Here is a 16,134-nt window from a genome sequence, read left to right on the forward strand (position 1 = left end):
ATATCCTCACTGCAGCAGCGAAAGATTCGACTTGACGAAGTAGGTCATCTTCATCGGGGAACTTTTCGCCTCCTCCCCCGAATAGGAAGCGACATGGCCATCCGCGTGACCGACGTTGGCGCGATTGTTGTGCTGCGCGTACATCCCGCCGTTCTCCATCGCCTCGCGGGTCCGAAACACCGGACAGGCATATCCCATATTCGAGCCAGTCTGCACGATGGAATCCGTAAACACGAAGAAGCGGCTCGGATTCTTCATCTTCCCGGGGAGCAGATAACTGTTGGAGTGCTCCGCATCGAGCCGGAAGAAGCAATACCCCATCTCATCGGCCAGCTCTCTGGGCTCGCTCCATCCGCAATTATCGTTGAACATCGCGTAAGTGCTGAACCAGTCGCCGTTCTTCTGCGAGGAGGGGCACATCAGCACTTTCGGAGAGATGTAACCGCCGCCCTCTTTGATCGTATTGCGACCGTCTTCATCCTTTCCCCAGGAAAGCCGGGCCCAGAAATAACCGTACCGGGTATCCAGCGGATCATAGCTGTAACAGATCATCATTCCCTTGTTGTCATCGGCATACATCTGCTGACCGGTCATGCTCTGCTTCAAATTGTTGACGCATTGTGACGATTTCGCCTTTTCCCGCGCCTGATTCAGCGCCGGAAGCAGCATGCCGGCCAGAATTGCGATGATCGCAATCACAACAAGAAGTTCAATCAATGTAAAACATTGCGATTTTCTTTTCATTTTCGTCCTCTCCTGTAATGTTATTGTCTCCTGCTCGAACCGGAACACCCTGATCCGGTTCAGAACAGTACGTTTTCACACCCGTCGTGCGGGCAATTCAGAGGGTGATTCGGCGAGTCGACTCGCGAACCGTCAGCTCCGCTTTCAACTGAACATGCTCAAATTTTTCAGGGTCTGGATTTTTCAAAAGGCGAACCGCCTCCTCGATCAGCCGGACATGATCGATCCCGACCGAAGTCAGTGCCGGCGCCCGATACGCCAGATTCCACGCTTCGCCCGCAACCACGACGCTGAGCTGGTCCGGAATCGCGATCCCGCACTCGTAACACGCCTGATAGACGCTGAACGCAGTGGAATCACTCAATACGAACAGTGCGGTGAAATCGGGTTTCCTTTCAGCCCAGAGCTGTTTCAAATAGAGATAGTTTTTTTTCACCGCATCCTCTCCGGCTGAGATACCGCAATTGATCTCCTCGACCGAACAGCCGCGCAACTCCGCAAACTGACGGAAGCCCTTCGTCCGCGCCAGCAGTCCCTCGCTTACCGGCTCGGAAAACAGCACGGCCAGTTTGCGATGCCCGAGCTCGCAGAAGTGATGCGCGGCAACCGCTCCGGTGTACTCCTCGTCATTCGATACCGAGTTCAGAGCCATCCCCGGCAAGTGCCCCCCGAAAATCACATAGGGAATCCCAAGTGAGTTCAACGCATTCGTATCTTCGGAAACCATAAGCCTCGGTGCCGGAATCACAATGAGCCCATCCACTTTCGGCTGCTCGAGTTTATGCGGCACATGCTGCCGCCAGTCGAAATAGAGAACCTCATATTCGTAACCGAGCTGTTCCGCCGATTCCAAGAAACACATTTCAACCATATTGTAATATTCCGACGGCCAGCGCGGCACCGCCAGACAGTAAACGGGCTTCGCCCCTTTGCGATACCGGAGCACTGTCGGCGAAACCTCCATGCACCGGCGCCCGTGCTTGCACAAAAGCCCCTCCCGGGTCAACCGCCGGGTCGCATTCGCCACCGTCGCCTGACTCACTCCGAAATCATCCATGATCGACCGCACCGTCCGAAAGGAACTGCCCGGCGTACTGGCAATCAGCTGTTCTTTGAGGCTCTGATAAAGTTGTTCGGATTTGTTCATAAAAGCAGCTCCCACGATCTGCACTGGCGCATGACATCACGCTATTAATTATAGCAGATCGATATTAAAATGTCAATAGCGATACAAGAAAAAAAGAATAAATATTGAAAAGCAATCATCCGGTCAATCCCCAAAGGAGGCTGCGCGACGGATGAATGCGGAAAATGCGTTCACGCCTCAAGCCGATGATCGGCGGGGAGGTTTTCGCCGCTCCAGATCCGTTTCTGCGTCCACGGCTCTTCCGGAGCGGTCCAGAACGGGGCCTCTTTCCCGAGACCGAGCGGCAGAAACGCGGTCGAGGCCAGATAGAGACTCCCGGTCGAGATGTAGCACTCCCCCTGCCCCGGCTGACTGCCGCAGAGGCCGATCCGCAGAAACCCGTCCGGTCGGAACGCATTCTCTCCGAGTGTCTTTCCGATCACCGCTCCGAGCGCGGCGCGCACCTGCCCCGGCGGCAGACGATCCGGCAGCTGCTCCCGCAGTGCGAGGCACGCGAGCAGATGAAATGCGCCGCAGCGGTAGGCGATCGAACGACCCACCGCGAAAAAACTCCCGTCGGGAGCGACCGCACGTTCGAGGATTGCTCCATAGCGACGCGCCCGCGCGAGCGTCCGGGCCGCCGCTTCCGGCGCGATCAGCTCCGGGAACATTCCGCACAGCTCGAGCAGCATCGGCTGAATGACGAAGCTGTTGTAGTAATCCAGCGAAAACGAGCGCCCGTCGTTGTAGAGCCCGTCCCCGACGTACCAGGCCTCGAACTGACGGTAGGCGTAGTCGATGCGCAGATTGTCGTAGGAACCGGTCAGCAGTTTCAGCGCCGCCTCGATCGTCGCGGAGAAGAGCAGCCAGTTGTTCTCCGGCGGCCGGATCTCGCGCGTGAGACGCAACACCCGCACGAGATGATCGCGGGTACGGGCATCGAGTTTCTCGCCGAGTTCGCGCGGGGCACGCAGCACCCCGAGCGCCAGAAACGCGGCGTCGACCAGATTCTGACAGTGAGGCCGCAGCAGCTTCTCAAAATTTCCGTAATCCGGCGATGCGGGGTCGAGTTGAGCGCTCATCAATCCGCGCGCGAGTTCACGCGCCCGATGCTGTTCCTCCGCCTCGACCGGATCGACCGCCTCGTGTTCCAGCCACGGGGCGATGCCGCAGAGCAACCGGCCGGCAGCCTCGAAGCAGGTGTAGGGACGCATGTTCGCTTCCGGATGCCCCTCGACCGTCATGGTCTCCCGGAGCGCGCCCTGCGCCCCGGCCTCAAGCACCGGACGCGACAGCCGGAGAAGCGTGGAGAGAAATTCACTGCGGTTCATGTTTCCAATCTCCTTGTATTCAACAAAAATCGATATATTCCATCGCGCATCTGGCCGGTTTCCCGATCAGGCCGATCCGAAGCAGATTCGAGAGTTTGAGCTTGCGCCGCTCGGCGATGATCCGATCTGCGTAAACCGGCCCGATGCCGGGAATCCGCAGCAGCGCCTCGCGGTCGGCGCGGTTGATCTTCACGGGGAAGAATTCGGGGTGGAGTTCGGCCCAGCGCCGTTTCGGGTCGCACTCGAGATCGAGATTTCCATCCGGACCGAACGTGATCTCCTCCGGTTCGAACCGGTATTTGCGCAACAGAAAATCAACCTGATAGAGCCGATGTTCGCGGGTTAAACGCTCATGGTTCGAGAGCACAAGTTTCAGAGTCTCAGGGCGCGGCGCCAGCGGAATGTCCCTGCCGGGCTGGAACGCGGAAAAGTAGACCCGGTTGAAGTTCAACCGCCTGTAAATCGCCCCCGTATAACGCACGATCTCGCGGTCGCTCTCGTCGGCCGCGCCGACGATGAACTGCGTCGTGCACTTCACGCGCGCATGCGGACCGTCTTTTTGCGTCTGTTCGGAGAGATAACGCAGCACCCGGACGATGTCGTTCTCAAAATTCTTGTAGCGCGAGAGCTGCCGGAAATAACGCTCCCCCGGAGTCTCAATGTTCAATGAAACCGCACTGGCCAGCTCCAGCGCCCGCGTGACCGCCGCCTCGGAAGCGCCGGGGATGATCTTCAAATGGATGTAGCCGCGATAACGGTACTTGCGGCGCAGTATCTCCGCCGCCGCGGTCAGCCGCTCCATCGTCCGGTCTGCCGTGCCGATGATGCCGGAGGAGAGAAAAAGCCCGAAAAGTCGCCGGCGGCTCATTTGCTCCATAAAGAGTTTCGCGATCTCATCCGGCAGCAGGGTGCAGCGCCTTGCGTTTCCGTCGTGACGCAGCGGGCAGTAGCGGCAGTCGCTCGAGCAGGCGTTCGAGAGCAGCGTCTTCATCATGACGCCGGTACCGCCCGCCGCGAGCGTGACCGGATAGAGCCAGCTCCCGTCCAACCGGCGTTTCCGGTGTTCGTCTTTGCCGGTCGCGCAGGCGCAGGCGAGATCGAAGCGGGAGTCATCCGCAAGGTGTGCGAGTTTCTCAAGAGCATCCATAATGCGGGTAATATACGTTTGCGAAGTCGGAAATCAAGTCCGGAACTCCGGAAAAACTCGATTTGATTTCCGCGGTTCACCGTGCTATATTTATTCCGGATGTCAATATATTACGGAAACCCCAATCGCGTCGGGAGGTGAATCATGTTCAAGTGGCTGTTGGCGGGAATCGTCGTCTTGTCCCAGGGGGTTGCGGCGGATACGGGCATCGCCCCGTTCAGGTTCGGTGAGCTTGAGGTGATTGCGATTCAGGATGCCGCTTCGACGATGCGGCGCGACCTCTTTCCGGGAATCCCGGAGGAGGAGTTTCTCAAACTGGCCGGCGGCCCGCAGGCGCCCGCGTCCGTCAACGTCTATCTGCTGCGGAGCGGGGGAAAACTTATTCTGCTCGACACCGGATACGGCGGCGAACGCGGTTCTCTGCTCAAAAAGCTCGAAGCACTCAAGATTTCCCCGGATCAGATCGACGCCGTGCTGCTCACGCACATGCATGGCGACCACATCGGCGGACTGCTGACCGAACAGGGCAACGCGGTTTTTCCCAAGGCGACCATACACGTCTCCGAACCGGAGCACGACTACTGGCAGAGCGGCGCGGCCGGAGCACGCGGAGAACTTGCGCGCAAGGTACTCAAAGTTTATATGGGACGAATCCAGACGTTCCGGTTCGACGACGAGGTGTTTCCCGGAATCCGGGCGCTGGACGCCTCCGGCCACACGCCGGGACACACGGTGTTTGAGACGCCGTCGCTGCTGATCGTCGGCGATCTGCTGCATGCGGCGGCGATTCAGTTTCCTCATCCGAATTTCAGTGCGACCTACGACATCGATCCGGTAAAGGCGTGCCGCGCCCGGAAGAAGTTCTTTGAACTGGCTGCCGCCGCTTCAAAGCCGATCGCCGGCATGCACCTGCCGACTCCAGGAATCGGCAGAATCGTTTCATCTGGAGACGGTTACCGCTTCGAGCCGCAGAAACCGGCCGAACGTTGAGTACCGCCGGAGACATCCCTTGAGGGGAATCGTATCCCGGATGTTTTCATCTCTTTGCGATGCGACGGCACGCAACGGTTCGCCGCCGCTCCTGCACACGGCAGCGTCACAGCGGTTGTGATCGATTCCGAAACGGAGTCACTCTTCCTGCCTGCGGAGCAATATCACGACCAGCAGCGCCGCAGCGCCGGCGAGAAAGAAGCGGGGAACGTTTGCGCCGGCAAAGAACGCCGTTCCAAGCAGAAAAGCGCCGAGTATCCGCGACAATCCGCACCCGCCGTAGAACAAAGTTCCACTGAACGCCATTGCCATGGTTTTGTTTCCGGGACGGGCCAGATTCATCATTTCCGCCGAGGCGATCACCGAAATCGCCGCGGTGGCGAAGCTGTGTACCGCAAGGATCAGCCCGCACAGAAAAAGCGGGAATGCCTCCCCCGTGCGGATTGTTGAGAGAAGCAACGCCGCGGCGATGTAGGCGGCATGAAGCATCACCAGCAGCCGCTGCGAAGCGATTCGCCTGAGCAGATGCGGCATTGCCCGATAGCCGGCCAGCATTCCCGCAAGACTCGCCGCCGAGAAGAGAATCAGAATGTTGTCCGGCACCCCCAGGACGTTTTTCAGATAGAGCAACGCCGCCGGAACCGTCGCGTAACCGAAGAGATTCAGCCCGAAAAGATAGAGCGAAAAATTCCGCAGCGGGCGGTTGACCAGGGCGAGTCTTAATCCGGAGACAATCCCGGGGATCTCCTTTTCCGGAATCGAACAGGGCGGAATCCGGCGAATCCAGAAGAGCCGTCCGCAAAACAGGACTCCCGAAACAAAAAGGATGATCTGCAATCGCCAGATCGCAGGATTTTTTCCGGCTGCAATCGCCGCAAGGCAGAGAAAAACCACGCCGCTGAGCTGATGACAGAATCTCATCCGGCTTAGAAAAGCGGCGCGGCGACACGGCGGAAGAAAACTCTCAAGCAATGGAAACCAGGTGGCGATGAATCCGGTCAAACAGAAAGCCGTGAGGGAGATCGCACCGATCAGCACCGGCATCGCGGCCGGCCCGAACCACGGCGCCGCCACAGCGATAAAGTAGAAGCACGAAGCTGCCGCACAGGCGATGTTGAGCAGCCGTCTGCCGCCGCACCGCACAGCCAGAGCCGCCATGGGAATCAACAGCAACCCGTTGAACAGCGGCAAAAGCGAGGTTGTGAGCATGGCCAGTTCGTCGCCGGCCCCGAGACCGGCGGCAAAAAGCAGAATCACCGCGCTGTCGGTGAGCGCGACTTCACCGGTGAACCCACAGCAGGAGGAGAGGATTGCTTTCCACTCCGATTTCCGTTGTTCGTTCATGATTTCATCCGGATGGAGCCGTTTTCCACGAGCCGAACTTCGATCAAGGTGTGAATCGGAGTGCGTTTTTTCATCATCGGCCGGTTGGTGATATAGTACTCCGCCCACTCCAGAAGATCCTGGGAACGGAAGCCGATGCAGTCAAAGTTGTACTCCAGATGGGCGAATCGCTGATCGAGCGGATGATCGAAAGTCAGCACGCCGATTCCGGAATAGCGTTCCGGCTCCGGCTCGAGCAGTTCGCGGCGATAGCAGTCCGCAAACTCCCCGGCGAGGAAGAGAATGCTGTCGGGAAACCGGTCGACGGAATCGAAGTAGCTCCGCAGAAGCGGTGCGGTCTGTTCCGTTCTGCGCTCATGAATGAAGTCGATCCGGCAATCGGGGTCGAGGAATCGCATTTCACCGCAGAACGCCTTGCATCGCTCCATGCGGGTCGGATGCCGCTCCGCGAGATGAATTGCAATGTGGCGATGGCGATGGCGGGCCAGATGACGGGCGGCGAGTTCTCCGCCCCGGGTGTTGTCCGGCGAGAGCGTGACGTCGGCATTGCTCCGGGTCGAGAGCGTCACCGTATACAGATCCGGATTAACGCGGCGCGCCTCATCGATGATCGTGCTGTCCGGAACCGAAATGAATACCGCGACGTCGCTGACGGCAGCCATGTCGAGAAATCCCGTCCGCGCGGTGCGGTAACAGGTCCGGCTGCAATGAAAACCAAGCTCCCGGATGTTGTTCAGCAGCTTTTCTCCGTAATGAGACAAGTAGGGGTGATCGATGAAATCGAAAAGCACCTTGAACCGCTTTCCGCGCCGGTGGGTGAAAAAGCCGCAGCGATTGAGCGCGTCAGTGACCCGCTCCCGGGTCTCCCGGCTGACACACGGATCGAGATTGACCACCCGGTAGATCGTCATGGGGCTCAAGCCCAGTTCACGGGCGATCTCCCGGAAATTGACATTGAGACTCCCGATTCTGCGTTCCATTGTCATCACCTGCGGCATCCGTTCCGGAAGATTTCCGCCAGGTGCGAAGAGAGGATCTCCCGATTGTCATCATCGACCAGGCTGAAACGGTTGCCGTCGTTCGGTGTGCTCAGGTAGTTCCATGCGCACCAGGGAAGATCGTGTTCCTCCAGCAGTCCGATCAGATCACTCATCCAGTTTTCCCGGTACTCCAGACGGCAGTGACGGATGGTACCGAACTCGCCGCACCAGAGAGGCGTTTCGGGGCGTTCCCGTTGAAAATCGAACACGGGGCGCAGCTCTCCGGCAAGGTAGGCGCGGTCGATCCGGTCGTATCCGTCATACCGGGCAGGGTCGTCGCCGACGAGTTCCCGATATTCCCGATAAGGGCCGACGTCGCCCGGATAACGCATTTTGCGGTTGTAGTAGAGCGGTCCCGCTTGAAGCACCCCCTGCTGATGCGTGAATTCAAACGGTTCGTAGAAATGAAATGCGCAGGCGATCGCCGGATCATCGAATCGCGGCAACGCGGAAAGTGTCCGGGGGGCATTCCAGCAGGTGCTTCCCACGATGATCCATCGCCCGGAATTCACTTTCCGGATCGCTTCAATCGTGCGGAGCGCGAGATTGTTCCACAGTTCCGGCGGAACGTCGCGCACCTCATTGAGCAGTTCAAACGCAACGGAATCCCTCTGATGCCACCGTCGTTCCAGCTCCAGCCACAGAGCGATGAAACGCTTCTGGAGCGCCTCATCCTCCAGCAGCGAAACCGGTTCGGAGATGTCGCAGTAGTTGCCGATTACCTTGTGGAGATTCAACACGACATGCAGATGATATTTTCCGCACCAGTCGAGAAACTCCTCGATCTTCCGGAAAACCGGTTCCCGCCAGATTCCCGGAGAGGATTCCAGTACGATCTGATCGAATCCGAGCCGGATGTGATCCATTCCCCAGGAGGCGATCCGCCGGATGTCATCCTCGGTGATGTAGCTCTCAAAGTGTTCCAGATCTCCAACCGTGATCGTATGACGCCACGCTTCCGGAAGCACATGAAATCGCTTGTAATTGGTCAGCCAGCCGCCGATTCCCATTCCGCGGCGGAATCCGGCAAAGGGGTTGTTCTTTTTCATCCGTGCACCTTTCCGTTTTTATCTTAACATAAAAGAGAAAAAGGCGATTTGCAAAGGGAAAAACAGGAATAAAATGTGAAACATGTAACAATCCGGAACCATGCAGACACACCACGCCATCCGGTCTCCAGCCGGGCTGAACAGCGGAAAGTTCAATCAGGCCGACGGGTAACGATCCCGATTCCGCGTCAAAACGCCTCTGCGTTCCTTTCTGTCTCCCGGTAAATTTCGAGATCTTCGGGCGAAAAGCAGCAGAAGATCACTGTTTCCGGCAGTGCGCCGCACCAGTTGCGGACCGTGGTCAGTGCGATTTTGGCGGCTTCGCGTTTCGGAAAACGATAGACGCCCGTCGAAATCGCCGGGAACGCGACGGAACGGCAGGAGTTCTCCTCCGCGAGGCGCAAACTGTTCCGGTAACAGGATGCGAGCAGCTCCGCTTCGCGGTGATTTCCGCCGTTCCAGACCGGCCCCGGCGTGTGAATCACAAACCGGCACGGCAGCCGGAATCCCGGCGTGATGACCGCCTCCCCCGTCCGGCAGCCGCCGAACGGACGGCACGCCTCGACGAGTTCCGGACCGGCGGCTCGGTGAATCGCACCGTCCACGCCGCCACCTCCGAGCAGCGAACAGTTCGCCGCATTCACAATCGCATCGACCTCGAGTTTCGTGATGTCTCCCTGAATGAATTCCAGTCGCATATCTCCTCCCAGGTGTGTTTCCGTTACAATATCATCGAAATCGCCGAAACGCAAGAAGCCCCCCCTTGCATTCGGTCCGGAAGACGGTATATTATCCCCCCGAAACGTCACAGCGTCCCAAAGTCGAAAGTCTGATCATGCACAACTCATTTTTCACCGCGATCTCCCCGCAGAAACGGCGGATCGTCCTGCTCGCAATCATCTATGCCGGATTCATCAGTCTCGGTCTGCCGGATACGATCCTCGGCGTCGCCTGGGACGCGATGCGCGCCGAACTCGGCCAGCCGGTCGACCACGCGGGGCTCATCGCTACACTGCTGACCATCTGCTCGGCGATTTCGGCGTTCGGCAGCGGAGCGATCCTGCGACTGACCGGAACGGGGAAACTGCTCGCGATCTGTGCGTTCGTCACGGGACTTTCTCTGCTGGGTTACGCGCTTACGCCCGCATTCTGGCTGCTGCTGGTCTTTGCCGTTCCGCTCGGATTCGGCCAGGGGGCGGTCGACACCGGAATGAACTTCTATGTGGCGAAACACTACACGAGCCGCGACATGAACTGGCTCCACTGCTGCTGGGGCATCGGTGCGACGGCAGGTCCGATGTTCGCCACGGCGGTCATCGCCGCCGGCTGGAGCTGGCGCGGCGCCTATGCGGGAGTCTCGGCCGTGCAGCTCATCACGCTCGGCGCGCTCTTTGCTCTTTCGCTGCCGCTCTGGCGGGAAAACGGAGGCTCTTCCGGGGAAAATGAAAGCGTGGAGACGATTCACGGCAAAGCCGAGTGGAGATCGTTCCGCTTTCTCTGCTGCCCGGCCATGATGTTTTTCTACTGTGCGGCGGAGGTTTCGATGGGACTCTGGAGTTATCAGTTTCTCATCACCTGCCGCGGCGTCTCCGGAGAAACCGCAGGTTATGCCGTAGTCGGTTACTGGGGGATGCTCTCGGCGGGGAGATTTCTCATCGGATTTGTGGCAAACCGTCTCGGCAACAGCCGTCAGATCCGATACAGCATGATGCTGGCCGCGGCCGGGGCGGTGCTCATGCTGATTCCGGGGTGCATTCCGCTCACGATTGCGGCGGTCGGCCTGGTCGGATTCGCATTCGCGTCGTTCTATCCGGCGATGATGCACGCCGCGCCGCACCGGTTCGATGACGCCACGGCCGCGGCGGTGATCGGCTGTCAGGGCGGCGGCGCGATGCTCGGGACCGCGCTCTGCCCGGCGGCGTTCGGCTTTCTCGCGGCGCGGACCACTTTTGGCTTGCTCCCGTGGATGGTGATCGCCATCGCCGCGCTGATTCTCCTGCTTGAATTCAAGGTGGATGGAGTTCGGGGTGGACGCCTCGCGGACGATACCGGTCCGGCGTCCCGACCGGAATGACGGGAGAAGCGGGGCGAAACGCAAACTTGCGCAATCAAGCTTGTTCCCGGAGGGATCGCATGACCAGCCCTCCCCCGTTTGATCGTCAGACCGCTCCGGTTGGAACTTCGCTCTGACGGTTCACCCGCGGAGCTCGATCTTCAGCGATTACGGCAGCAGTTCCACGTCGAAAAGCGGATTTCTGCCGATCGTGGTCCGCCAGTTCCCGGCCGCTTTCGGCGCGGGCAGAGAATCGGACTGCGCCGGTTTGAGTTCGACTCCGTTGAGCGTGGCGGTCACTTTCCCATCGGAGAAACGCATCTCCAGAGTCTGCCACAGATCGCGCGACACCGTTCCGAGCGGGAATTCGACGCTCTCTTCTCCATTGGCGACCTTGACAGACCCCGCCCCTTTCCGCGTCACAGCCTGAATCGAAAACGCTCCGTTCCGCAAAAGCGTACTGCTCGACTCCGCTTCCGCCAACCGGAAGAGGATTCGCGCGCCGCGCGGCGCAGCCTGCGGCCGCCCGAGATCGACGGTCACGAGATCCGCGTCGGACCAGACGCCCCAGCGCCCCGGCACCGGACCGGCGGTTCGGATCAGCGTCGGATGGTAGAAGACTTTGCGGGCAAAAGGCGACAATTTCTCCAGATCGACCGCGGTTCCCGGACCGGCCGTGATCTCGAATTTCCATCCGGCCGGCACCGCCCCGAGATCGGCCGAGGCATCCGGCTCGTCAAAATAGAGAATCCCCCTGTCCCGCGCCATGCTCTTCTCTTCGAGCTGAAACGTGTCGCTCACACCGGCCTGCTCCAGCGACTCGGCACGCACGCCGCCATCTCCGGCGATGATGCCGGTGTGCGGATTCTCCGGGTCGTTCCCGATTTCGAGATTGGCGTAGAATTCGATGAGACTGCCGCGCCATTCGGGCAGTTTGTGCATCCGGTCGACGGCGAAGATGTTGTTGAAGAACCGGAAGTTGACAAAGTCGCGAACGGCCCGGCCGACCACCGGCTGCGGCGTCGTGAAGAGATTTCCGAACGGCCAGATCAGCGTGTTGTTGAACGCGAGAAATCCCGGATCCGGCGCCATCACAAACCGCTTGGAGACGCGCGCCGCGATCTGTTCGACCTCGATGCCGCCCATTTCCGGACGCTTCCAGTTGCTCCCGGAAACCCCGATCTTGAAGACTCCCGGCCGGAACGACTTCGGATTCAACCCGTCCGCAAGCTGTTTGAATCCGGGCGTGCAGGTCACGATATTGCGATAAATGTAAACCGGTCCGGGCCACGGCCGACCGCCGAGCGGCTGCCAGGAGAGCGGTTCAAACACATCCTCGAAACGGTTGTTGAAAATCCGGACGTCGCTCGCATGGTTTTCCGTCTCGATCGCATTGTCGACGATTCGCCGGAAAGAATTTCCATAGATCTGCAGATGTTTCGCCCAGTCGACGCACCAGCAGGAGAGCCCCTCGAACGAATTTTCGATCACGTTGTTCCGCACATGCCAGTTTGCGGCGACGCCGCCGACGATGCCGGTTTCGTAATTCTTCATCTTGTCCGTATCGACGTTGGCTCCCCCTTTCCGGGCCCAGAAATAGAAAAAATGTTTTTTCTGGATATCGGTTTTTCCCCATTTGGCGATCGTGTCGAGCACATCGTCATAGGCTGCGGCCTGATCGTAGTGGCAATTCTCCACAAAAACCGCAGCCGCATCGTTGAATCCCCACACCCCGGCGCGGCAGCCCTTGAAAAAGCTATCACGCACCACCACGTTGCTGCCGCCTGTGACCACTCCGGCCGATCCGGGAGTCTCAAAGGTGAAACCCGACAGAACCACATGAACCGGCCTCCGCGGCGAGATGAAGAAATTCGCATCTTTCTTCTGATAAATATGATGCCCGTTGTAACCCGGTGCGAACGGCGGCGAAACCGCGATCAGGTGATCATTCGGATCGGTCGACCGGAACCGCCCGGCCGGAAGCCGCACGTAAAGTTTTTTCGCCGCCTCATCAAAATAGAATCCGTTTTCGGGAGCGGGATAACCTTTTTTGACCAGAAAGCTCTTCAATCCCTCCATCGTCGTATAGGGATAGAGATCGATCTCGGAACAGAGCACCCGGGAGGGAGCGCGATCACAGAGAGCGCTGTAAATGCCGAGCTCCCCGTCCACGAGTTCAAAGCGGACCTTTTTCTCCCGGATCGCCCGGTCGGCGGCGGTCAGAATCACACTGCCCGATCCGCCTGCGGCCGTGAACGTGATCGGCTGCGCAGCCGTTCCGCAGCGCGCAAGTTCAACCGTCTCAAAATAGACTCCCGGCGCAATCCGCACCGTATCGCCGGGATTGACCTGATCGGCCGCCCGCTGAATCGTGCGCAGCGGCTTCTCCGGCGACAGCCCGTCATTCCGGTCGTCCCCGGCCGAACCGTCCACGTACCGGGTCACCGGAGCCGGATTGGCGGCCGCGCCGCTGCCGCCTCCGGCAATTCCAAGTTCTTCATCCGACAGCGCGTCTTTCCAGACCGTGACGCCTCCGATCCGGGTGCCGGCCGGAGCGAGCATGGAACAGTTTTTGCTGTTGTTGCGGCGGCCGCCGATCCCGAGCAGTCCGTCACCCGCCTCAGGAATGATCGCCTCGACTCCGGGGCACTCCGCCTGTCCGAGATAGAGCACCCCGCCGGTCTGATGATCGAGCACTGCGAGCGTCAGCATCTCCGCCGGAGAGAAACGCAGAATGCACACGTACCACCGCCCGGCTTTCAGTTCCGGCGCATTTTTTCCGAACACCGTCCGGATCGAGTCCCGGTGTCCGGCGGAAACCTGTCCCGTCGGTTTGTTGCCGTCGAGCTCATACGGATTTTTCGAGCCGAACCCCATCTCGAAACCGCGCCGTCCGTCCTCCGTGCGGTGTCGCGAAATGACCGCCCCCGTCGGCGAAACCGGATACTGAATCAGCACCCGGACCGTCTGGGCGCCCGCCTGAGGAAACCGGATCGCCAGCATCGTCTTTCCGTCGAGCACGATCACCGGTTTCCGGAGCGTTTCATCCTGCACAACCGGCAGCGGACGCTTTGCAATCGAACCGTCCGATTGAAACTGCCGGAACTGAGCATCGGAAGCCGAGCCCGGCTTCTGCCAGTCGAACGCGGGCGGGGTCACCGCGCCCGCCGAAAAAAGTACAACGGCAAACAACAGAAGAGAAATGGCTGCTTTCATGGGATTTCAACCTCCTTACCAGCGATCCGCGTCATGCCAGAACGGGAACGGCAGATTTTTTGCCGCGGTACTCCCCGTCTGAATTGCAAGCAGTTCCGCATGATTCATCCGGGCGACGTGCCCGTCTACGAAAGCGATGTTTGCGCCGTTGTTGTGTCGCCGGGGAATGTAGCTGCCGTCATAGATGTTGACCGGACGCGAAATTCTGCGATCGAACGCTCCCGTGATACTCGTACTGGAACACTCCGCAATCAGCATACGCTGCGACGGGGATTTGACCCGGGCGAGTTTCCCGTAGCGGGCATTCGGAGCGCCGCCCGTGGCGGAGAGCTGATAGTTCAGATAGCAGTTCATCGAATAACTCGCATTCGGGAAATTCTCGTCGTTCGGCGAAGTCACACCATCCCCGTCCCGCCGCCCGGACGGACAAACCGCAATCTTGAGAACGTCGGACGTGGTGAGCAGATCAATATCGACCGTTGCCCCCCCGTTGATGTACGGCAGAATCGTATGACGATCGCGCGGCGAATAGATCGGACCGAAAAAGTATCTCGTATAATACTCGTCCTCCGTCGAACCGATGATCCGTCCCCAGCCGTCGAACGTATCCGAATAGAAAGCCATCCCCAGATTCAACTGTTTCAGGTTTGACGTGCAGCTGGTCGATTTCGCCCGCTCCCGCGCCTGATTCAGCGCAGGCAGCAGCATCGCGGCCAGAATTGCGATAATCGCAATTACAACGAGGAGCTCGATGAGGGTGAAATTCATCCTTTTCTTCATAATGCCCATTCCTTGTTTGACGTTGAACTGAGGTCAGAGGGAAATGATTCCTGTTTGCAACGCGAGAAATTCCGCGCCGATTTCCGGTGGTAATCGGCCGCGGTAGACTCCCCGATCCAGAGGATCTCTTCCGGAGCGAGATCTTCCAGCTCAAACCGGTAGTGAAGCCGTCCGGGATCGGAATGGATCCCCAGATAGTGCTCGAAGATTCGACTGGCCAGCGGCATAAGGTCGGGAGTGTTCACCACCGTGATCGACGGCGTGTTGGTGCGGGCCTGCTCGGGACTCCCGAACGAAACCACCGCAATATCCTCCGGCACCCGGATTCCATGATCGGCGAGAGCGCGGATCAAACCGCGGGCCGGTTCAACCGAAGTGCAGAAAATCGCGTCCGCCCCTGCCAACTCCCCTTCCCGAATCAACCGATCGGCGTAATCGATCGCGTGAGCGAGAGATGTCTCCGGCGGCGTAACCCGGTCGTCCCAGACCCGGCCGGTACAGCCGTATCTGGCCAGAGCACGTTCCCACGGCAACTGGCGCGGCGATGGATGCGTGAGACGGGGCTCCACCGTGAAAAAATCGATCCGCCGGCAGCCGCGCCGATGGAGAAACTCCACCAGATTGCCGATCGCCTCGATGTTGATGCCGTCGAAACAGCGGATGCCGTAACCGGTCAGATCGGTAAAAAGCGAAACAACCCGGTCACTCCGGCGGCGGAGCTTTTCCAGCAGCAGCGGGTGCAACGGGGTAACGTGAAAGAATATCACATCGAAATTCTGGTCGAGAGTCTCGAACACCACCGCATCGTCACTGTAGTTGTAAGGAATGTCCTGATAACTGCATCCGTATCGGTGCGCGGCCCCCGAAATGGCTTTGCGCCATTTGTCGTTCAGCGAGATCCCGCTGTGGTGCAGATAGGCAACGCGCAGTTTCGGAGTGTCCCCGAACGCCCCGGGAACCTCCAGCCTCCCGTTCGACCCCTGGACAACGACCCCGTCATCAACCAGTTTCCGCATCGCCTGCCGGGTCGTCATGTAACTGGTCTCGAACTCCTGCATCAGCTTCGGAGCTCCCGGCAATGCCCCGGAAAGGTAGTCTCCATGCACGATCCGGCGTCGGAGCACCTCCGCGATCTGAACATATTTGGGAGTTCCCACGTTTCCCGCCATCTCTGTTTACAGTTTTATATCTAGATAGTTTTCTGTATATATTATACCAAAATTATCGCCGCAAGTCAAGAGGGCAACCGGGAAAAAGAGAAAAAAAGAGGAGTGGAAGCATCGGACACGCTCCACTCCCCGCGGTATTCTGATC

Annotated in this window: 13 protein-coding genes; 2 read left to right on the top strand and 11 right to left on the bottom strand. The window is 59.1% G+C overall.

All coding sequences use genetic code 11. From position 1 onward, the window contains the following. Window positions 1-6: 6 nt before the first annotated feature. The 4 genes from Q0J85_RS06765 to Q0J85_RS06780 all read right to left on the bottom strand — a co-directional run bounded on the left by Q0J85_RS06765 (window position 7) and on the right by Q0J85_RS06780 (window position 4,348). Window positions 7-744 carry a prepilin-type N-terminal cleavage/methylation domain-containing protein gene (locus Q0J85_RS06765; protein WP_294479509.1) on the bottom strand — a complete coding sequence of 246 codons (738 nt, stop codon included), beginning with the start codon at window positions 742-744 and terminating at the stop codon, window positions 7-9. Window positions 745-841: 97 nt separating this feature from the next. Beyond that, complete coding sequence (locus tag Q0J85_RS06770) at window positions 842-1,891, bottom strand: substrate-binding domain-containing protein (protein ID WP_294479514.1); 1,050 nt, start codon at window positions 1,889-1,891, stop codon at window positions 842-844. A gap of 170 nt (window positions 1,892-2,061) precedes the next feature. After that, window positions 2,062-3,201, bottom strand: coding sequence for a DUF2264 domain-containing protein (locus Q0J85_RS06775; RefSeq protein ID WP_294479517.1), 1,140 nt, complete (start codon window positions 3,199-3,201; stop codon window positions 2,062-2,064). A 19-nt stretch (window positions 3,202-3,220) separates the two neighbouring features. Next, window positions 3,221-4,348, bottom strand: coding sequence for a radical SAM protein (locus Q0J85_RS06780; RefSeq protein ID WP_294479518.1), 1,128 nt, complete (start codon window positions 4,346-4,348; stop codon window positions 3,221-3,223). Window positions 4,349-4,492: 144 nt separating this feature from the next. Between Q0J85_RS06780 and Q0J85_RS06785 the strand changes: the two genes are divergently transcribed. Beyond that, a complete protein-coding gene (locus tag Q0J85_RS06785; protein ID WP_294479520.1) occupies window positions 4,493-5,338 on the top strand; it encodes an MBL fold metallo-hydrolase in 846 nt (281 codons plus the stop codon). A gap of 138 nt (window positions 5,339-5,476) precedes the next feature. Here Q0J85_RS06785 and Q0J85_RS06790 read toward each other — a convergent pair whose 3' ends face one another. The 4 genes from Q0J85_RS06790 to Q0J85_RS06805 form a co-directional block, all read right to left on the bottom strand. After that, window positions 5,477-6,682, bottom strand: coding sequence for an MFS transporter (locus Q0J85_RS06790; RefSeq protein ID WP_294479523.1), 1,206 nt, complete (start codon window positions 6,680-6,682; stop codon window positions 5,477-5,479). After that, window positions 6,679-7,662: a helix-turn-helix domain-containing protein gene (locus tag Q0J85_RS06795; protein WP_294479526.1), complete on the bottom strand. Its 984-nt coding sequence runs from the start codon at window positions 7,660-7,662 to the stop codon at window positions 6,679-6,681. The genes Q0J85_RS06790 and Q0J85_RS06795 overlap by 4 nt, the downstream gene beginning before the upstream one ends. Window positions 7,663-7,667: 5 nt before the next feature. Further along, the gene (locus tag Q0J85_RS06800; RefSeq protein WP_294479529.1) at window positions 7,668-8,771 is read right to left on the bottom strand and encodes a cellulase family glycosylhydrolase; all 1,104 of its coding nucleotides are present in this window, start codon (window positions 8,769-8,771) and stop codon (window positions 7,668-7,670) included. 188 nt (window positions 8,772-8,959) lie between these two features. Continuing rightward, entirely contained in the window at window positions 8,960-9,469 is a 510-nt protein-coding gene (locus Q0J85_RS06805; RefSeq protein ID WP_294479533.1) for an O-acetyl-ADP-ribose deacetylase, read from the bottom strand. 137 nt (window positions 9,470-9,606) lie between these two features. Here Q0J85_RS06805 and Q0J85_RS06810 point away from each other — a divergent pair, with 137 nt between their 5' ends. Further along, on the top strand, window positions 9,607-10,845 hold the full coding sequence (locus tag Q0J85_RS06810) for a sugar MFS transporter (RefSeq protein ID WP_294479537.1): 1,239 nt from the start codon (window positions 9,607-9,609) through the stop codon (window positions 10,843-10,845). A 147-nt stretch (window positions 10,846-10,992) separates the two neighbouring features. Here the strand turns inward: Q0J85_RS06810 and Q0J85_RS06815 are convergent, their stop codons facing one another. The 3 genes from Q0J85_RS06815 to Q0J85_RS06825 are packed head-to-tail and all read right to left on the bottom strand — an operon-like array spanning window position 10,993 to window position 15,977. Next, entirely contained in the window at window positions 10,993-14,040 is a 3,048-nt protein-coding gene (locus Q0J85_RS06815) for a right-handed parallel beta-helix repeat-containing protein (protein ID WP_294479539.1), read from the bottom strand. A gap of 15 nt (window positions 14,041-14,055) precedes the next feature. Next, window positions 14,056-14,820 carry a DUF1559 domain-containing protein gene (locus tag Q0J85_RS06820; RefSeq protein ID WP_294479542.1) on the bottom strand — a complete coding sequence of 255 codons (765 nt, stop codon included), beginning with the start codon at window positions 14,818-14,820 and terminating at the stop codon, window positions 14,056-14,058. Further along, the gene (locus Q0J85_RS06825; RefSeq protein ID WP_294479544.1) at window positions 14,817-15,977 is read right to left on the bottom strand and encodes a substrate-binding domain-containing protein; all 1,161 of its coding nucleotides are present in this window, start codon (window positions 15,975-15,977) and stop codon (window positions 14,817-14,819) included. Before Q0J85_RS06825 ends, Q0J85_RS06820 begins: the two co-directional genes overlap by 4 nt. Window positions 15,978-16,134: the final 157 nt, after the last annotated feature.

This window comes from uncultured Victivallis sp. (assembly GCA_944389935.1).
Classification (GTDB): domain Bacteria; phylum Verrucomicrobiota; class Lentisphaeria; order Victivallales; family Victivallaceae; genus Victivallis.